General features: G+C 71.5%; 18 protein-coding genes. 9 read left to right on the top strand and 9 right to left on the bottom strand.

The window, feature by feature from the left end; all coding sequences use genetic code 11:
- Positions 1–3 precede the first annotated feature (3 nt).
- Both ABZ321_RS08140 and ABZ321_RS08135 read right to left on the bottom strand, forming a co-directional pair.
- Complete coding sequence (locus ABZ321_RS08140) at positions 4–1,656, bottom strand: chromosome partitioning protein (RefSeq protein WP_354890138.1); 1,653 nt, start codon at positions 1,654–1,656, stop codon at positions 4–6.
- A 62-nt stretch (positions 1,657–1,718) separates the two neighbouring features.
- Entirely contained in the window at positions 1,719–2,603 is an 885-nt protein-coding gene (locus ABZ321_RS08135; protein ID WP_354890136.1) for a diacylglycerol kinase family protein, read from the bottom strand.
- Positions 2,604–2,692: 89 nt separating this feature from the next.
- On the opposite strand from ABZ321_RS08135, the gene ABZ321_RS08130 reads away from it, so the two are divergent.
- From ABZ321_RS08130 to ABZ321_RS08105, 6 genes are all read left to right on the top strand, one after another.
- A complete protein-coding gene (locus ABZ321_RS08130) occupies positions 2,693–3,979 on the top strand; it encodes an adenylosuccinate synthase (RefSeq protein ID WP_344500838.1) in 1,287 nt (428 codons plus the stop codon).
- A gap of 8 nt (positions 3,980–3,987) precedes the next feature.
- Positions 3,988–5,235 (top strand): phosphoribosylamine--glycine ligase, encoded by a 1,248-nt coding sequence (purD, locus tag ABZ321_RS08125; RefSeq protein ID WP_354890134.1) that lies wholly within the window; start codon positions 3,988–3,990, stop codon positions 5,233–5,235.
- Between the two features lie 60 nt (positions 5,236–5,295).
- Positions 5,296–5,472, top strand: a complete 177-nt coding sequence (locus tag ABZ321_RS08120; protein ID WP_354890132.1) for a sigma factor — start codon at positions 5,296–5,298, stop codon at positions 5,470–5,472.
- Positions 5,473–5,481: 9 nt separating this feature from the next.
- On the top strand, positions 5,482–5,787 hold the full coding sequence (locus tag ABZ321_RS08115) for a sigma-70 family RNA polymerase sigma factor (RefSeq protein WP_354890130.1): 306 nt from the start codon (positions 5,482–5,484) through the stop codon (positions 5,785–5,787).
- Entirely contained in the window at positions 5,778–6,581 is an 804-nt protein-coding gene (locus tag ABZ321_RS08110) for a hypothetical protein (protein ID WP_354890128.1), read from the top strand. The genes ABZ321_RS08115 and ABZ321_RS08110 overlap by 10 nt, the downstream gene beginning before the upstream one ends.
- 157 nt (positions 6,582–6,738) lie before the next feature.
- Positions 6,739–7,962, top strand: coding sequence for a hypothetical protein (locus ABZ321_RS08105; RefSeq protein WP_354890126.1), 1,224 nt, complete (start codon positions 6,739–6,741; stop codon positions 7,960–7,962).
- Positions 7,963–8,012: 50 nt separating this feature from the next.
- Here ABZ321_RS08105 and ABZ321_RS08100 read toward each other — a convergent pair whose 3' ends face one another.
- From ABZ321_RS08100 to ABZ321_RS08090, 3 genes are read right to left on the bottom strand one after another with little or no spacing between them, the layout of a single operon-like run.
- A complete protein-coding gene (locus ABZ321_RS08100; protein ID WP_354890124.1) occupies positions 8,013–9,560 on the bottom strand; it encodes an AMP-binding protein in 1,548 nt (515 codons plus the stop codon).
- Positions 9,561–9,587: 27 nt separating this feature from the next.
- Positions 9,588–10,802, bottom strand: a complete 1,215-nt coding sequence (locus ABZ321_RS08095; RefSeq protein ID WP_344500848.1) for an acyl-CoA dehydrogenase family protein — start codon at positions 10,800–10,802, stop codon at positions 9,588–9,590.
- Positions 10,803–10,812: 10 nt separating this feature from the next.
- A complete protein-coding gene (locus tag ABZ321_RS08090) occupies positions 10,813–11,268 on the bottom strand; it encodes an SCP2 sterol-binding domain-containing protein (RefSeq protein ID WP_354890121.1) in 456 nt (151 codons plus the stop codon).
- A 73-nt stretch (positions 11,269–11,341) separates the two neighbouring features.
- Here ABZ321_RS08090 and ABZ321_RS08085 point away from each other — a divergent pair, with 73 nt between their 5' ends.
- On the top strand, positions 11,342–11,956 hold the full coding sequence (locus ABZ321_RS08085) for a TetR/AcrR family transcriptional regulator (protein WP_344500852.1): 615 nt from the start codon (positions 11,342–11,344) through the stop codon (positions 11,954–11,956).
- On the opposite strand, the gene ABZ321_RS08080 is transcribed toward ABZ321_RS08085, so the two are convergent.
- Complete coding sequence (locus ABZ321_RS08080; protein WP_344500854.1) at positions 11,953–12,918, bottom strand: rhomboid family intramembrane serine protease; 966 nt, start codon at positions 12,916–12,918, stop codon at positions 11,953–11,955. The two genes, ABZ321_RS08085 and ABZ321_RS08080, sit on opposite strands and share 4 nt — an antisense overlap.
- 23 nt (positions 12,919–12,941) lie before the next feature.
- A complete protein-coding gene (locus ABZ321_RS08075) occupies positions 12,942–13,481 on the bottom strand; it encodes a peptidylprolyl isomerase (protein WP_344500856.1) in 540 nt (179 codons plus the stop codon).
- Positions 13,482–13,696: 215 nt separating this feature from the next.
- On the opposite strand from ABZ321_RS08075, the gene ABZ321_RS08070 reads away from it, so the two are divergent.
- Positions 13,697–14,281, top strand: a complete 585-nt coding sequence (locus tag ABZ321_RS08070) for a hypothetical protein (RefSeq protein ID WP_354890119.1) — start codon at positions 13,697–13,699, stop codon at positions 14,279–14,281.
- A gap of 72 nt (positions 14,282–14,353) precedes the next feature.
- Here ABZ321_RS08070 and ABZ321_RS08065 read toward each other — a convergent pair whose 3' ends face one another.
- Together ABZ321_RS08065 and ABZ321_RS08060 are read right to left on the bottom strand one after the other, a co-directional pair.
- Complete coding sequence (locus ABZ321_RS08065; RefSeq protein WP_344501450.1) at positions 14,354–15,433, bottom strand: magnesium and cobalt transport protein CorA; 1,080 nt, start codon at positions 15,431–15,433, stop codon at positions 14,354–14,356.
- Between the two features lie 286 nt (positions 15,434–15,719).
- Entirely contained in the window at positions 15,720–16,811 is a 1,092-nt protein-coding gene (locus tag ABZ321_RS08060) for a PLP-dependent aminotransferase family protein (protein WP_344500860.1), read from the bottom strand.
- 99 nt (positions 16,812–16,910) lie between these two features.
- Here ABZ321_RS08060 and ABZ321_RS08055 point away from each other — a divergent pair, with 99 nt between their 5' ends.
- A complete protein-coding gene (locus ABZ321_RS08055) occupies positions 16,911–17,414 on the top strand; it encodes a Uma2 family endonuclease (RefSeq protein ID WP_354890117.1) in 504 nt (167 codons plus the stop codon).
- Positions 17,415–17,419 lie beyond the last annotated feature (5 nt).

Here is a 17,419-nt window from a genome sequence, read left to right as displayed (position 1 = left end):
CCGTCACAGCCCTTCGGAGATGGCCGCGGCGACCTTCAACCAGGCGTCGCGGCTCGCCGAGGTCAGACCCCCGTAGCGGATCGGCTCTCCCGAGTCGATGAAGCGTTCGTACGGCGCGAGCAGCACCGTCCTGGTCCGCGCCGCGAAGTGGCGGGTGATCGCCGGGATGTCGAGGTGCCGGCGGCTCGGCGGCATCGACACGACGGTCACCGCCTGCCGGACCAGCCGCTGCCGGCCGTGCTGCTCCAGGTGGTCGAGCATCCTCGACGCCGTCTCGGCCGAGTCGTTGCGGGCCGACATCGTGACCACCAGCTGGTCGGTGGCGTCGATCGCGGCCTGCCAGTTCTCCGCGCGGACGTTGTTGCCGGTGTCCACCACGATCAGCTTGTAGAACCGGCTGACCACGTCGCGGATCTCGCCGAACGACTGCGCAGTGAGCATCTCGCCGGCCGTCGCGGACTCGTCGCTGGCGAGCACGTCGAACATGCCCTCGCCCTGCGCCCTGACGTACTGCGACAGGTCGCCGACCCGGCCCTGCGCGCCCTGGAAGTGGTCCAGGTCGCGGAGCAGGTCACGGACGGTCCTGTTGTGGAAGTCCTGCTGCGCCCGCATGCCGAGCGTGCCCTGGGTCTCGTTGTTGTCCCAGGCCAGCACGTATCCGCCGCGCTTCTGCCCGAACGTCATCGCCAGCAGCAGCACCGCGACCGTCTTGCCGGCGCCACCTTTCGGGTTGACCACGGTCACCTGCCGCAGCCCGCCGAAGTTGCGCCGGACGAGGTCGACGTCGCGCCGGAACTCAAGCTCCCGCCGTCCGGGGCTGAGCGACAGCACGCCGAGCGTGCCCTTGGACACCGCCCCGCGCACCCCGCGGGCCGCGACCGGGTCGGCGGGCCGCGCCTGCCTGCGCCGCGCGAACTCGTCCGCCGTCGGCGTGCTCCCGTCCGACCAGCTCGCGGGCGGCGGCGCCTCACTCGGCGGCCGGTGCGCCACCGACGGCGCCGGGTGACCGGGCGGCACCTGATGGGCCGCAGGCCCTTGGTGTTGTGGCGGCGGCTGATGTACGGGCGGCGCCGGCGGCTGATCCGTCGGGGGAGCTTGATACGCGGGCGGCGCCGGCGGCTGATCGGTGGGGGGCGCCTGGTAGGTGGGCGGCGGTTGATACGTGGCGGGCGCCCGGTAGGTGGGCGCCGCGGGCGGCGGCGCCGCCCGCGGGTGGGACAGGACCGGGGGCCGCGGCACCGGCACGCCGTTGACCGGCACCGCGCCGTTGCCAGGTGGCGCGCCGCCGCCCGGCATGGAGACCGCTCCCGCGCCCGAGATCGGGATCCCACCGGCCCCGGAGACCGGGATCGCGCCCGCGCCCGAGACCGGCACATGCGGGACCGGCTGCCCGTGCTGAATCTCACTGCCGCGGTCGTCGGCGTCCGGTGCGGGCTCGAGCCACGGCCCCGGATCGCCGGCGTCGACGTCGCCCCGCTCGCTCCCCTGCGTCAACCGCGTCCGGGTCGGCGGCTGTGACCAGGGCGACCCGACGTGCTCCGGCTCCTCCTGCGGAGCGTCGTCCTCCTGCGGAGCGCCGCCGGCCTCCCGGCCGGCGTGAGCTTCGGTGCGCCGGCCCGAGACGAACTCGTCGGGCGGCCAGAGTGCGTCGTTCACAGCTGTTCCCCTCCCGCGCTCCCCCACCGTATGCGAGTCGGCACCGTATGCGAAGGAGACGCTTAGGGGACGTACACGGCCCAGGCCGCGCGCTCCATCCACCACGAGCGCTTCCGCGTGAGGGTGCCCTCGGCGCCGTCGTCGACGAAGGGGATCTCGGTGCGGGGGGTGATGGCGACCGCCCGGCCGTGCGCGCGGCGGACCTCGATCTCGACGCGGGGCCGGCGGAAGAGCGACCGGGACGCCCGCGGCACCGCCACCGCCACGTCCAGGACGCCGTCGTCCGCGGAGGGCGAGAGGACCAGCGGGAGGCCGTCGACCGTCGCATACCGCGAAGCGTTGGCCACCACCGACATGAGCACGGGCTCGGTGCCGTCGGCGAGGACGGCGTCGTCGACCTCGACCCGGGCGAGGAACGTGCTGGCCGAGCCGCTCGCGTCGACCCCGCCGACCAGGACGCCGTCGAGGGTGACCCCGCCGCCGTCGTTGCGCAGCAGGTCCAGGCGGCGGGTGTTGCCCCCGAGGACGGCGGCGGCCACGTCGGCGGGGTTGCGGGGCAGGCCGAGGCGGGTCACGAGGTCCGTGGAGTCGGGGCCGAGCGGCAGAATGCCGACCGGCGGCAGGTCCGGCAGCGTCCGGTCGTCGGGGATGGCCTCCTCCGACAGTGCCCGCTTGCTGGGTGCCGGGGCGTACATCCGGACCAGCCGCCGCATGACCGCGCGGAGCTGGCCGTCGGCGGCGGTCGCCACGACGAGCCGCACGTCCGGCAGGGCCTTCAGCGCCGCGTCGATCTCCGCGTCGGTGTGTGCGACGACCGTCTCGACCTGGGCGCTTGCTGTGCGCAGCGCGTCGCGGCAGGCAAGAATAGGAGTACGCGTACCGCACGCGCCGCCATCGCAGCCGCAGGAGCTGCCTTCGCCCAGCGCGAGCACCACCACGTCGACCACCGTTGTCAACCTGCCTTTCACGCGGTTGTTAGCCTGGCACCCCGGGCGACCCGCTGGGGCGCCCGACCCTTTGGAGAGGGCAACAGACGATGCCAGCGATCGTGCTCATCGGCGCTCAGTGGGGCGACGAGGGCAAGGGCAAGGTTACCGACATGATTGGCGGCGACGTCGACTACGTCGTGCGCTACTCCGGCGGCAACAACGCGGGTCACACCGTGGTGACGCCGGACGGGCAGAAATTCGCCCTGCACCTCATGCCGTCAGGGGCACTGTGGCCCAACGCGGCGATCGTCATCGGCAACGGGGTGGTCATCGACCCGAAGGTGCTGCTGGTCGAGATCGACGGTCTCGCCGAACGCGGCGTCGATGTGTCCCGCCTGATGATATCGGGTGACGCACACCTCATCATGCCGCATCACCGGGCCCTGGACCGGGTCGTGGAGCGCTACCTCGGCTCGTCCCGGATCGGCACGACCGGCCGCGGCATCGGCCCGGCGTATGGCGACAAGGTCGCCCGCATGGGCATCCGCGTCCAGGACCTGCTCGACCCGGGCATCCTGCGCAAGAAGCTCGAGATCGTGCTGCGCGAGCGCAACCAGGTCCTCTTCAAGGTGTACAACCGCAAGGAGATCGACGTCGACGCGACGGTCGAGGAGTACCTGACCTACGCGGAGCGCCTGCGGCCCTACATCACCGACACCCGTCAGGTGCTGTGGAAGGGCCTGGAGGAGGGCCGGACCGTCCTGCTCGAGGGCGCCCAGGCGACGATGCTCGACATGGACCACGGCACGTATCCGTTCGTGACGTCGTCCAACCCGACCGCGGGCGGCGCCTGCGTCGGCGCGGGTGTGCCGCCGACCGCGATCACGCAGGTCATCGGCGTGACCAAGGCCTACACGACGCGGGTCGGCTCCGGCCCGTTCCCGACCGAGCTGTTCGACGACTTCGGCGTGCACCTGCGCAAGATCGGCCGGGAGTACGGCACGACGACCGGCCGGGAGCGCCGCACCGGCTGGTACGACGCGGTCGTCGCCAAGTACGCCACCAGGCTCAACGGCATCACCGACCTGGTCGTCACCAAGCTCGACGTGCTCTCCGGCCTGGAGAAGGTCCCGCTCTGCGTGGCCTACGAGGTGGACGGCAAGCGCACCGACGAGATGCCGATGACGCAGACCGAGTTCCACCACGCCACCCCGGTCTACGAGGAGCTCCCCGGCTGGTGGGAGGACATCTCGAAGGCGCGCGAGTTCGCCGACCTGCCGGTCAACGCGCAGCGCTACATCGAGCGGATCGAGGAGCTCGCCGGCACCCGGGTGTCGATCGTCGGGGTGGGTCCCGGGCGTGACGAGAACGTGGTGCGTCACAGCCTGCTTTAATCTGTCGCGTGCGCGTACTCCTGCTCGGCTCCGGTGGTCGTGAACACGCCATCGCCGCCGCCCTGGTTGCCGACCCGGCCGTGACCGACCTGATCGTCGCCCCGGGCAACCCCGGCACCGCCGCGATCGCGACGAACGTGGGGGTCGACGCGCTCGACCCGGACGCGGTCGCGGCCCTCGCCGTCGAGCGCCACGTCGACCTGGTCGTCGTCGGCCCGGAGGCGCCGCTCGTGGCGGGGGTCGCCGACGCGGTCCGGGCGAAGGGCGTCGCCTGCTTCGGCCCGTCGCAGGCGGCCGCGCAGCTGGAGGGCTCGAAGGCGTTCGCGAAGGACGTGATGCGGGCGGCGGGCGTGCCCACCGCCCGCTCGTTCGTCTGCACCTCGCCCGAGGAGCTGGCGGAGGCGCTCGACGCGTTCGGCGCGCCCTACGTGGTGAAGGACGACGGTCTCGCCGCCGGCAAGGGCGTCGTCGTCACCGAGAGCCGCGACGAGGCCCTCGCGCACGGCGCCGCCTGCGGGCGGGTCGTCGTCGAGGAGTACCTGGCCGGCCCCGAGGTCTCCCTCTTCGTCGTCACCGACGGCACCGCTGCCGTGCCGTTGCAGCCGGCCCAGGACTTCAAGCGCATCGGCGACGGCGACACCGGGCCCAACACCGGCGGGATGGGCGCGTATTCGCCGCTGCCCTGGGCCCCCGCGGGCCTGGTCGACGAGGTCATGGCGGCGGTGGTGCAGCCCACGCTGGCCGAGATGCGCAAGCGCGGCACGCCCTTCACGGGGGTGCTCTACGTGGGGCTGGCGCTGACCGCCCAGGGCCCGAAGGTCATCGAGTACAACTGCCGCTTCGGCGACCCGGAGACCCAGGTGGTCCTGGCCCGCCTCGAAACCCCGCTCGCCGGCGTCCTGCACGCCGCCGCCGTCGGCCGGCTCGCCGAGGACCCGCCGCTGGCGTGGCGCCCCGGCTCGGCCGTCTGCGTGGTCATGGCCAGCGCCGGCTACCCGGAGTCGGCCCGCAAGGGCGACGTCATCGCCGGCGCCGACGGCGTCCCCGGCGTCATCCACGCCGGCACCGCCCGTTCGGAGGACGGCGCGCTGGTCACCGCCGGCGGGCGGGTCCTCACCTGCACCGCGACCGGCGACACCCTGGCCGACGCCCGCGCGGCCGCCTACCGGCTCGTCGACGCGATCAGCTTCGACGGCGCCCAGCACCGCACCGACATCGCCCTCGCCGCCATCGAGGACAGGATCTCGATCCCCTAGGCAACCCCGCACGCGCCGGCCTCCGTTCTCCCGGTGAACCCGAACGGAGAGGGAGCACGGATGCCGACCGAGCAGGCCTACCGCGACTACGTCGCGGGCAACCTGGACCGCCTGCGCCGCACCGCATACCTGCTGTGCGGCGACTGGCACCTGGCCGACGACCTGACGTCGACCGTGCTGGTCAAGCTGCTGCGGCACTGGAAACGCGCGTCGAGGATGGAGCATCCCGACGCGTAGGTGCGACGCATGCTCATGTCCGCCTGGCTCGACGAGCGCCGCCGACCCTGGCGGCGCGAGTCGTCCACCGACCGCCTGCCGGACCGCCCGGCCTCCGGTCCGGACGCCGACCAGCGGCTGGACGTGCTCTCCCTCCTCGCCGGGCTGCCCCCGCGCCGCCGGGCCGTGCTCGTCCTGCGGTACTTCTGCGACCTGTCCGTCGAGGAGACCGCGCAGGCACTCGGCTGCAGCGAGGGCACCGTCAAGAGCCAGGCCGCCCGCGCGCTGGAGTCGCTCCGGGCGCGCCTCACGGAGGGAGACCCGCAGTGGATCTGACCGATGCCATGCACGCCGCCACCCAGGACCCGCCACCGACCGCCATCGACGTCGACCAGCTCATCACGGGCGAGCACCGCCGGGTCCGCCGCATGCGGGCCGTCACCGGTCTCGGGATCGCCGCCGTCCTCGCCGCCGGCATGGTCGTGCTGCCCCAGTATCTGGCCCAGCCGACCGGCCAGAGCCCCGGCGCCCCGCCCTCGACGGTGACGGGAGCGCCGGCGCCGTGCGCCCTGCCGTCTTCCACGGTGGACGTACCGACGGCGGAGGTCACCAAGCAGCAGAACCAGCCGAAGCCGCTGGTGCCGCTCACCGAGTCCTGCGGCGACGCGCAGGCCCGCCTCAGCGGTGAGTTCACCGCGCTGCTGCGCCGCCTCCTGCCCGGCGCCACGATCGTCAACGCCGAAGATCAGCCGACCCCGCTGCCCGCCAGGTTCCTCAGGGTGGCGGACGACGAGTTCGGCGGCTACTCCAGCACCGTCCTGGTGCCGGGCGGCATCGTGTGGGTGCGGCTCGACGCGTCCGAACTGACCCCCGCGCAGTACCACGCGCACATGCAGGAGGAGTGCGCTTCGCCGAAGGCCAGGTGCCGGACCCTGACGATCGGCAGCACCGAGCTGATGATCCGCAGCGACGTGCCCGACGGCTTCGGCATCGACGTCTGGGCGGTCCGCCCGGACGGGACGAGGTTGCTGGCCCGTGCCCGCCCCACGAAGACCGGCGAGCCGACCCCGCTCACCGAGCAGCAGCTCATCGACATCGTCATGACGCCGGCGCTGACGCTGTACCCCTAACTCCCCGAAGGGGCCGGCTCCGGCTGGCAATGGCCGAGAGTCCGCAGCAGCGGAGATCGTCGGGTCGGAAGATTCTCTCCCGGAGGTGCAACCTCCCGCCGCGGCCGGCGTGTCAGTGGTGCGCGCCGATGCGGGCGTGCCTGACGGGGAGGAACCCATGACGAAACACCCGCTGCTGCGGGCGGCCGTGCTCGGCGCCGGACTGGTGCTGGCACAGGCCCTGCTCACCCCCGCCGCCGGGGCCGCGACGGTCCCGCCGGCCGCGCCCACCGTGACGGCGGTCAGCAGCTCGTTCACCGTCGGCGTGAAGGGGAAGTTCAGCTTCGCCGAGCCGGCCGGCAGCCCGGTCCCGACGGCGTTCGTGTATCAGCTCAACTCCGGTGCGCCCACGCGGGTCGCCGCCGGCAGGCGCACGGTCACCGTCCAGGTCGTGCCGACCCGCTTCACCAACACGCTCGCGGTCACGGCCGTCGAGCCGGACGGCACGTTCACCGACACGACCACGATCACCTTCAACGCCGTGTACCCGCCGCCGTTCGCCGACCAGGACCTGACCGGCGACGGGCAGCCGGACCTGCTGACCGCCGGGCCGGCGACCGGGCTGCCGCAGGGCGTGTGGCTCGCCGCCGGCCGGGCGCAGCGCGGTGGCCTGCGCACCCCGGCGGCGGGCATCGCGGGCCTGTCCTCCTGGCCCGCGCCGGACTTCGACGGCGCGCAGGTCATCGCCGGCCGGTTCACCGGCACGAGCTTCAACGACGTGCTCGTGTTCTACCCGACCGGTCTCAACGCGGGGCTGGCCATGATCGTGCCGAGCCTCGACGACGGCGGCCCGCTCGACGTCACCGGGGCCACGGTGCTGCCCGCCGGCACCATGTCGGACCTCGACGGCAACAACCCGATCGCGGTCGCCAACGCCTACGACAGCGCCGGCGGGGGCCTCGCCTACCCCGACCTGTTCGGCATCGTCGGCGCCCCCGGCTCGGGCTACACCCTCGACTACTACCCCAACTTCAACGGCACCGGCGCGTACTACATGCCCAGCCCGACGCCGCTGGCCACGCCGGCGGGCGGCACCGACTGGGAGTCGTGGCGGATCGCGTCGAAGCTGCTGCCCAGCGGCACCGCGCTGCTGCTGTGGAACGGGTCCACGGGCGCGGTGCACCTGTGGACGTCGGTCACCTACGACGGCACGACCCTGCACTACACGGACCACCGGCTGGCCACGGACTGGCACCCGGGGGCCGCGTCGGTGCAGCTGACCCAGGACGCGGACGGCAACCCGGTCATCTGGACGGTGTCCACGGCCGGGGTCGCGACCGCGTACCTGGTCAAGAACCTGTCGGCGCTGAAGGCCCAGCCGGCCCAGCCGCTCCTGCCGTGAACCCGCGCCCGGGTGCGGTCGACAAACGGGGGACCGCACCCGGGCGTGGTTCAGTCGCCGAAGAGGCGGCGGCGGACGACCTTGCCAGTGGCGTTGCGGGGCAGGGCGGCGACGAAGTACACGTCGCGCGGGACCGAGAAGCGGGCGAGGCGGTGCCGGACGTACTCGCGCACCGCCTCCGGGTCGACGTACTCGCCGTCGTGCAGGGCGATCCACGCGGCGAGCCGCTGGCCGAACTCCTCGTCCGGTACACCGGCGACGGCGACCTCGCGGACCTGCGGCAGCTCGGCGATGACGTCCTCGACGGAGCCCGGGTAGACGTTCTCGCCGCCGGAGATGACCATGTCGTCCTCGCGGCCGTCGACGAAGAGCAGGCCGTCGGCGTTGAGGTGGCCGAGGTCGCCGGTGGCCAGCAGGTCGCCGTGGGACTCGCGGCCGGTGCCGTTGGTGTAGCCCTCGAAGAGCATGTCGTTGCCGACGAAGATCCGCCCGATGACGCCGGTCGGCAGCTCGGTGCCGCTGTCGGAGAGGATCGCGACCCGGGTGCCGCGCGGTGGGCGGCCCGCGGTGCCGGGGGCGTCCCGCAGCTCGTCCGGGGTGGCGATCGACGCCCAGGAGGCCTCGGTGGAGCCATACAGGTTGTACAGCACCGGCCCGTACACCTCCATGAAACGCGACGCGAGGGGGCCGGTCAGCGCCGAGCCCGAGGTGGCCACGACCCGCAGCGTCGGCATGGGTGCGGGCGCCTCCAGCAGGCGTTGCAGCATCACCGGCACGGCGAAGAGCGAGGTGCACCCGGTGGCGCCGACCGCGGCCACCGTCGACTGCGGGGTGAAGCGGTGCGCGATCACGATCGTGCCGCGCAGCGCCAGGCACAGCTGCAGCGCGGCCAGCCCCCAGGTGTGGAACAGCGGCGCGGCGACGAAGATGCGCTCGCCGGCGTAGAGCGGGATCCGTGACACGACCGACGCGAGCGGCCCGAGGCCCGACGGGTTGCGCCGCCGCGCGCCCTTCGGCGCGCCGGTCGTGCCGGACGTCAGCACCACCACGGAGCCGGCGGCCGCGGGCGGCTCCAGTTCGGCGGAGGGTGCCCGGTGGATGAGCCCGGCAGTCTTGGACATCGCCAGTCGCGGCAGGTTCGGCGGCACCGCGGCGAGCATCCCCAGCAGGTCGTCGTCGTGGATCAGCAGGGCCAGCGACTGGTCGTGCGCGACGGCCTCCAGCTGGCCGTCGCCGAGGCCGGTATTGACCAGGACGGCCTGCGCGCCGAGCGCGATCAGGGCGAGCATCGCCTCGACCATGCCGGCGGAGTTGTTGCACAGCAGGCCGATCCGGTCGCCGGCGCGCACCCCGTGCTCGGCGCGCAGGGCGTTGGCGAGGCGGCGGACCCGCAGGTCGAGCTCGGTGTACGTGAGCTGCCGGTCCTCGTCGACGACCGCGACCCGGTCGGGGTCGCGGGCCGCGGTCGAACGCATCTCGCCGTACAGCCCGAAGCCCCAGCGGCGCAGGGCGTTGAGCTGCCGGACGATCCGCGTGGGCCGGCCGGGGTTGAGCAGTTTCCGGCCGGCCATCGTGCGGAGGATGAAGGGGGTGTCCATGGCTCCTCCGGCCTGTCGAGGGGGGAGTTACCGGATGTAGGTGCCCGAGATCGCGCGGGCGACGACCAGGCGCTGGATCTCGCTGGTCCCCTCGAAGATCGTGTAGATCTTCGCGTCGCGGAACCAGCGCTCGACCGGGTGCTCCCGTAGGAAGCCGGCCCCGCCGAGGATCTGCACGGCCTTCTCGGTCGTCGCGACGGCGACCTCGCCGGCCTTGAGCTTGCTCATCGAGCCCTCGCCGGCCTCGAACGGGCGGTTGTTGCGCCCCATCCAGGCGGCCCGCCACACCAGCAGGCGGGCGGCGTCGATCTCCATGCGCATGTCGGCGAGGGTGAACGCGATCGCCTGGTTCTCGATGATCGGCCGGCCGAACTGCACCCGCCCCTTGGCATACTCCAGCGCGTACTCGTACGCGGCGCGGGCCACACCGAGCGCCTGCGCCCCGACCGCCGGCCGGGACAGCTCGAACGTGCGCATCGCGGCCTGCCCCTGCGCCTTGCGGCCCTCGCGGGCGCGGGCGAGCCGGGCGTCAAGAGCGTCCTTGCCGCCGAGCAGGCACCGGCCGGGCACCCGCACGTCGTCGAGGAACACGTCGGCGGTGTGTGAGGCGCGCAGGCCGAGCTTCTTGAGCTTCTTGCTGCCGTTCAATCCCACTGTACCGGGGGGCACGACGAACGCCGCCTGCCCGCGGGACCCCAGCTCGGGCTCCACGCTGGCCGTCACGACGTGGACATTGGCGATGCCGCCGTTGGTCGCGTAGGCCTTCTGCCCGCTGATGACCCACTCGTCCGTCGCTTCGTCGTACCGCGCGCGGCTCTTCATCGAGCCGACGTCGGATCCGGCCTCCGGCTCGGTGGTGCAGAACGCCGCGACCTTCGGGTCGGCGGCATCGCCGAAGCACTGCGGCACCCACTCGAGCATCTGGTCGGGCGTGCCGGAGGCGTAGATCGCGGCGACCGCCAGGCTGGTGCCGAAGATCGCCATGCCGATGCCGGCGTCGCCCCAGAAGAGCTCCTCGGACGCCAGGCACAACGACAGGCCGGTCGGGTCGCCCCAGGTGTTGGCGAGGAACTCGAAGCCATACAGGCCGATCTTCGCCGCCTCCTGGATCACCGGCCAGGGGGTCTCCTCGCGGGCATCCCACTCCGCGGCGGCCGGGCGCACGACGTCGGCTGCGAAGCCGTGCACCCAGTCGCGGAGATCCCGCTGCTCCTCGTTCAGGTCGAGCGAGAACTCGGGCATGGGCGCTGCCTCAGGCCTTCGGGATGTCGAACAGGTTCGCGATGTTGGCGGCCAGGCCCAGGTCGCCCTTGGCCTTGAGCTTGCCGGTCATGAACATCATCATGGGGTTGCCGGCACCGGAGACGACCTTGAGAAAGTCGACCGGGCCGACGGTGATCGCGAGCTTCGGCTCCTGGTCGGCGCTCGGCGAGAGCACGCAGGTGCCGTCGGCGATGACCAGCTCGTAGGTCTCGGCGCCGCCGTCGGGCGCGCCGGTGATCGTCCAGTGGATGATCGCGTTGGTCGCGCCGGCCCGGTCGGCGCGGAAGAGTTCGGGGAAGCGGGAGAAGATGGTGTCGAGGATCGCCTTGCGCTGCGGGCCCGCCATGAGCTCGCCGAGCTGGGCGTCGGAGGCGCCCTTCACCAGCTGCGCGAACTGCTTGGGGTCGACGGAGTTGAAGTCGCCCAGGGCGTCGAGGTCGGCCATGTCGGTGTGCCCTTCGTCCTTTGAAATAAGCTACTGATGCGTAACCTTACGCACGAGTAGGTAAGGTGACAAGATGCTGAAACGACTTCCGCGCGTGGTGCGTGAGCAGCAGATGCTCGACGCCGCGGTGCAGGTCTTCTCCAAGCATGGCTTCCACGCCGCGTCGATGGACGAGATCGCGGAGGTCGCCGGCATCTCCAAGCCGATGGTCTACGCATACCTCGGCACGAAGGACGAGCTGTTCGTCGCGTGCCTGCACCGGGAGGCGACCAGGCTCATGGAGGCGGTGGCGGCAGGTGTACTGCCCGCGGCCCGCCCCGACGAGCAGCTGTGGCACGGGTTGCGGGCGTTCTTCACCTTCGTCGGGGCGCACCGGGACGGCTGGCGGGTGCTCTACCGGCAGGCCCGCAGCGAGCCGCACTTCGCCGGCGAGCTCGCCGGGATGCGGGCGAGGATCGTCGAGGTCGTCGCCGGGCTGCTGGAGAGCGCCGCCACGGCCGCGGAGGTGCCGGGCCGCCCGGGCGACTTCACCGCGATGGCCTACGCCTACGTCGGCGCCGCCGAGTCCCTCGCCGACTGGCTCGCCGACCACGAGGAGGAGGACCCCGACCACACCGCGACGCGCATGATGAACTTCGTCTGGGTCGGGGCCGACTCGCTCCTGCAGGGCCGCGTCTGGCGCGCCTAGTTGCCGCCGTTCAGCTGGGTGACGTAGTCGCCCGTGGGCATCAGCCCGGCGGTGTGCACCACGGTCAGGACCGCCAGCACGGCCACGACGGCGACCAGCGCCCCCGACTGGATCAGGGTGCGGTGCTGCCGCGGCGCATACGCCAGCCCGGCGGCCGCGGCCGCGCCGGCCACCATGCCACCGAGGTGCCCGGCGATCGAGATGCCGTCGATGCTGAACGTCAGGACCAGGTTGAGCACCAGCACCGGCACGATCCCGGCGACGCTGCGCCGCATCTTGCGCAGCACGATGATCAGCGCGGCGAACAGTCCGAAGATCGCGCCCGACGCACCCGCGGTCTGCGCCAGCGGGTCGGAGAACAGGTAGACCGCGACGCTGCCGCCGAACCCCGCCACCAGGTAGAGCGCGGCGAACCGGGCCCGGCCGAGCATCGCCTCCAGGGGCCGGCCGAGCACCCACAGCGCCCACATGTTCATCAGCAGGTGGAAGACGCCGTAGTGCAGGAACATCGAGGTGAAGAGGCGGTAGTAGTCGCCGTCGATCATGCCGCCGGGGATGATCTGCGCCTCGGTGGCGCTGATCTGCCGCGAGTTGTAGGTGACCAGCGAGCCCCACTCGTGCAGCGGCGTGCCGCCACCGAGCAGCCCGCCCATGCCGCCGCCCGCGATCGACTGGGCGCTGCCGGAGCTGATCACACCGGCGAGGAACACCAGCACGTTGATCACGATCAGCGTGATCGTGACCGCGCCGACGGCACCTTCCGTGCCGCCGCCGAACGCGGTCCGGGCGGGACGCTGCGTCCTGGCACCCTCGCGGACGCACTCCGGGCACTGGAAACCGACCGACGCCTCATTCATGCAATTCGGGCAGATCGGCCGGTCGCAGCGGGTGCACCGGACGTACGTCTCGCGGTCAGGGTGCCGGTAGCAGTGAGGGACCACGTTCGCCGGCGGCTGAGTCATGCAGACAAGATTAGCCAGGCCTCCTATGAGACCCGTTCGATGTCCACCCGCTCGATCACGATGTCCTGGCGGGGCCGGTCCATCTGGCCGGTCTGCGTGCTGCCGATCTGCTGCACGACCTTCTTCGAGTCGTCGTCGACGACCTCACCGAAGATCGTGTGCTTGCCGTTGAGGTGCGGCGTCGGGCCGAGGGTGATGAAGAACTGCGAGCCGTTGGTGCCCTGGCCGAAGCGGATGCCCGCGTTGGCCATGGCCAGCAGGAACGGCCGGTTGAAGTGCAGCTCGGGGTGGATCTCGTCGTTGAAGTTGTAGCCCGGACCGCCGGTGCCGGTGCCCGTCGGGTCACCACCCTGGATCATGAAGCCGTCGATCACGCGGTGGAAGATGACGCCGTTGTAGTACGGGCCCTTGCCGGGCTCGCCCGTGCGCGGGTCGGTGTATTCCTTGCTGCCCTCGGCGAGCTCCACGAAGTTGCGAACCGTCTTCGGGGCGTGGTTGGGGAACAGCTCCAGCCGGATGGCGCCGACGTTGGTGTGCAGCGTCGCGAACAGTTGCTCGGCCACCAGTTCTCCCTTTCTTTGGTGACATTCCGTCATCACGGTATCGGATGCGGATTCTGGCGGATCCGGGTGTGCGGGCCGCTCGCACGCGGCAGGATGGCCAACAGCGGACCGGTTCGGAATGTTCTGCCTGGGTAACCCGGGGAGGACGAGGTTTCGCGGCCATGGAGGTGGAGCAAGTGTTTGGACGTCGTGAGGTCAAGACGCACCGTCGTCTCATGCAGGATGAGCTCGGCGAGAGCCTGGGCCACCTGCGGATGGCCGCAGCGCACGCAGCCGATGGCGCTTCGGGTGCCTTGGCGCCGCGCGTCGAATACGCCCGCAAGGCGGTCAAGCCGGGCCTCGCGAAGGCCAGCGGCGCGGCGGGGACCGTCCTCGTCATCGCCCGCGAACGTTCGCTCCAGGCGAGCAAGCAGGCCGACAAGATGGGGCGCAAGGGGAAAAAGAAGATGATGAAGAAGGAGAGCCGCACCGGCCGCCGCTGGCCGATGACCATCGGTGGCCTGCTGATGGCGGGCGCGGCGGTCGGCGCCGCCACCGCCCTGATGCGGCGTCGCCGGGCCAACCAGGCCTGGGACGAATACGGCTCGACCCGGACCGCCAGCGACACCGGCTCGATGCTCGACTCGGCGAAGTCCACGATGGATGCGGGGATCGACAAGGCCAAGACGATGGGCGAGGCGGCCAAGGACCGCGCCTCGGACCTGATCGGCAGCAAGGGCACCAACACGGGCCCCGCGGGCAGTGGCGAGTACGAGAAGCACCCGATGCCGCAGGCGGCGTCGAAGAACAGCCGGTCCTGACGTGAGCGCGCGGACGGGCCCTCCCCAGCCACGGGGGACGGCCCGTCCGCGTTTTCGCTGCTCCCTACGTTTCTACAACCAGCCCGACTTGCGGAACGCGCGGTAGAGCAGGGCCGAGGCGACGACCATCAGCGTCATGACGCCCGGATAGCCGAAGACCCATTTCGTCTCCGGCATGAAGTCGAAGTTCATGCCGTACACGCCGGCGACCGACGTCCACACGGCGGCGATACCGGCCCAGGCGGCGATCTTGCGCATGTCGTTGTTCTGGTCGACGCTCACCTGCGCCAGCCGCGCCTGCAGCACCGAGTTGATCACGTCGTCGAGGTAGAGCACCTGCTCGACCGTGCGCACCAGGTGGTCGTTGACGTCACGGAAGTAGCGGCGGATCTCCTCGGGCACCTCGGCGAGCTGGCCGCTGACCACCCCGGCCAGCGGGCGCTGCAGCGGCAGGACCGCCCGCTTGAACTCCATCAGCTCGCGCTTCAGCTGGTACACCCGCTGAATCCGATCGGTGCCGGTCTTGCCCTTGCTCCGCTTCGCCGGGCTGAACACCTGGTCCTCGATGATCGCGACGTCCTCCTCGATGGCCGCGACGACCTCGACCATCACGTCGACGATGGTGTCCGCGACGGCGTACGCGACCGCCCACGGCCCGCGCGCCAGCACCTCCCGGCGCCGCTCCAGGTCCGCGCGCACCGGCGTCAGCCGGCACGCGTCGCCGTGCCGGACGGTGATGATGAAGTGCTCACCGATGAACATCAGCACGTCGCCGGTCTCCACGACCTCGCTGCTCTCGGTCAGCTCGTCGTGCTCGACGTACCGGGCGGTGCGCATCGTCATGAACGTCATGTCGCCGTACCGCTCGACCTTCGGCCGCTGCGACGAGGTCACGGCGTCCTCGACGGCCAGCTCGTGCAGCTGGAACGTCTCCGCGATGGCGGCCATCTCCTGCGCGCCCGGCTCCTTCAGCCCGACCCAGACGAACCCGTGCCGTTGCCGCCGGGCGGCCGTGAGCGCCTCCGCGTAGTGCCAGCTGCCGGGTTGCCGTACACCATCCACATACAGCGCACAGTCGACGATCGAGCTCGCCGTGGTCGGTGGCTCGGCCGTCGCCGGGACCGGTGTCGCGGGGCTCAGGATGCGTGACATCGCCCGCACCGGCCTGGCCAGTGCCCTGGACAGGGAGCCGGCCAGCTGCTCGTCGGTCATCGCGACCTCCGCCCTGTTGTTCTCGCACCAAAGTAGGCACCGGGTGAGTCGACCGCAGGTGGGGGGTGGGGGCGCGGTCGACCCACCCGGTGCCGTTGGGGGGCGGGGGGTGATGTCTGCAGCGCGATTCAGCAAAGCGCGCCGGGCTGGATTTTGGGCCATCCGGAGCCGCCTGCGGAACCCACCCCGCCATCACGGTTTGGTGTCGCTTTGGTTCAGCTGCGTTTCAGCCCTTGCGGACGGCCTCGATCGCCGCCGCCAGGCGGCTGACACCCTCGTCGACCTGGTCCGTCAGCACCGCCGAGAACGCCAGCCGCACCGAGTGCTTCCCGCCCTCCAGGAGGAAGTCGCTGCCCTTGACCACGGCCACCCCGAAGTCCCGGGCCGCCACGGTCTCCAGCTCCGTCGTGTCGACGTCCTCGGGCAGCTCCACCCACAGGAAGTAGCCGCCGTCGGGCTCCACGAACGTCGCGTCCGGCACGTGCTTGCGCAGCCCCTCGGCCAGCAGGCGGGCCCGCTCGCCCAGCGTCGCCGACACCTTGGCGATCGACCGCTCGATGTCCCCGCTGACGCAGAACTGGTGCGTGATCGCCTCGGCGACCATGCTCGGGGAGATGTACAGGTTGGTGGCCCGCTTCGCGATCGCCGCGATCGTCGCCTTCGGCCCGACCAGGTAACCCACCCGCAGCCCGGGCGCGATCGTCTTGGTGAACGAGCTCGCGTGCACGACCACGCCGGTCGTGTCCTGCGACAGCATCGTGGGCAGCTTCTCGCCGCGCCAGCGGATGTCCGCGTACGGGTCGTCCTCGAAGATCGTGAACCCGAACTCCTGCGCGAGCGCGACGAGCGTCGCCCTTCTCTCCGCGCTCAGGGTGACCCCGGCGGGGTTCTGGAAGTTCGGGATGATGTGCGCCAGCGTCGGGCGCACCCCTGTTTCGAGCAACGCGCGCAGCTCGTCGGTGTCGATGCCGTCGGCGTCGACCGTCACCGGGTGCACCGTGGCGCCCAGGTTGCGCAGGTTGAGCAGCGTCCGGTCATACGTGGGCTTCTCCACGATCACCGCGTCGCCCGGCTTCACCAGGTGCTCGAAGAGCAGCGCGTCGGCCTGCAGTGAGCCGTTGGTCACGATGACCTGCTCCGCGTCGACGCCGTGCTTGGCCGCGATCCACGACCGCAGCGGAAGGTAGCCGACCGACGTGCCATACGCGGTGATGCCGGCCGGGTCGGCCTCAAAGGCCCGCACCGCAGCGGCCTTCAGCCCGTCGATGTCGATGATGTCGAGACTGGGTGCGCCACGGGCAAAAGAGATGAGCTGCATGCCGCCAGCCTACGAGAGCGTGCCGGTGCCCCTCAGCCGAGTTCCGCGCGCTCCACCTGGTGGAAAAAATATGTCGTACCCCAGTGGCAGCATGGGGGCATGACGATGGTTGGTGTTCTGGCTGACTCGGCTCAGTCCCTGCTCACGCTGCCGCCGGCGGTCTCCCACCGCCGCGCGAGCCACCGCCTCGAGACGCTGCTGCGCAAGGCCTGCCCGCCCGACTTCGCCGTCTTGGCCGTCGGCCTCGGCGTCGACTGTGGCGAGGGTCGCACCTATGTTCCCGACCTGCTGGTCACCCGCCCCGAGGCCACCGACGACGACGGCGACGTGGTCCCCGCGACCGACGTCCTGATCGCCGTCGAGGTGATGTCCCTCAGCAACCCGCTGCCTGGCCTGGTCCTGCGCCGCCACGACTACGGCGCCGCGGGCATCCCGCAGTACTGGATCCTCGACGCCCGCAACCAGACCCTGACCGTCCACACCAACCCCATGCCCAGCCCCCACCCCGACGGCTACGAGACCACCACCACCGCGACACCCACCACCCCGTTCACCACCACCATCCCCTTCCCCATGACCATCGACACATCCCTGATCCGCTGACGACC

Source organism: Dactylosporangium sp. NPDC006015 (assembly GCF_040614215.1).
GTDB lineage: Bacteria > Actinomycetota > Actinomycetes > Mycobacteriales > Micromonosporaceae > Dactylosporangium > Dactylosporangium maewongense.
Note: the sequence above shows the minus strand (reverse complement) of the source record. Positions and strands in the feature narration are given on the sequence as shown.

Excerpts from the sequence above, each read along its gene's own strand:
- ABZ321_RS08120 (WP_354890132.1), top strand. The coding sequence starts at position 5,296 with ATGCCGACCGAGCAGGCCTACCGCGACTACGTCGCGGGCAACCTGGAC.
- ABZ321_RS08055 (WP_354890117.1), top strand. The coding sequence starts at position 16,911 with ATGACGATGGTTGGTGTTCTGGCTGACTCGGCTCAGTCCCTGCTCACG.
- ABZ321_RS08095 (WP_344500848.1), bottom strand. The coding sequence starts at position 10,802 with ATGCCCGAGTTCTCGCTCGACCTGAACGAGGAGCAGCGGGATCTCCGC.
- ABZ321_RS08090 (WP_354890121.1), bottom strand. The coding sequence starts at position 11,268 with ATGGCCGACCTCGACGCCCTGGGCGACTTCAACTCCGTCGACCCCAAG.
- ABZ321_RS08105 (WP_354890126.1), top strand. The coding sequence starts at position 6,739 with ATGACGAAACACCCGCTGCTGCGGGCGGCCGTGCTCGGCGCCGGACTG.
- ABZ321_RS08130 (WP_344500838.1), top strand. The coding sequence starts at position 2,693 with ATGCCAGCGATCGTGCTCATCGGCGCTCAGTGGGGCGACGAGGGCAAG.
- ABZ321_RS08065 (WP_344501450.1), bottom strand. The coding sequence starts at position 15,433 with ATGTCACGCATCCTGAGCCCCGCGACACCGGTCCCGGCGACGGCCGAG.
- ABZ321_RS08115 (WP_354890130.1), top strand. The coding sequence starts at position 5,482 with ATGCTCATGTCCGCCTGGCTCGACGAGCGCCGCCGACCCTGGCGGCGC.
- ABZ321_RS08060 (WP_344500860.1), bottom strand. The coding sequence starts at position 16,811 with ATGCAGCTCATCTCTTTTGCCCGTGGCGCACCCAGTCTCGACATCATC.
- ABZ321_RS08080 (WP_344500854.1), bottom strand. The coding sequence starts at position 12,918 with ATGACTCAGCCGCCGGCGAACGTGGTCCCTCACTGCTACCGGCACCCT.
- ABZ321_RS08070 (WP_354890119.1), top strand. The coding sequence starts at position 13,697 with ATGCAGGATGAGCTCGGCGAGAGCCTGGGCCACCTGCGGATGGCCGCA.
- ABZ321_RS08100 (WP_354890124.1), bottom strand. The coding sequence starts at position 9,560 with ATGGACACCCCCTTCATCCTCCGCACGATGGCCGGCCGGAAACTGCTC.
- ABZ321_RS08085 (WP_344500852.1), top strand. The coding sequence starts at position 11,342 with ATGCTGAAACGACTTCCGCGCGTGGTGCGTGAGCAGCAGATGCTCGAC.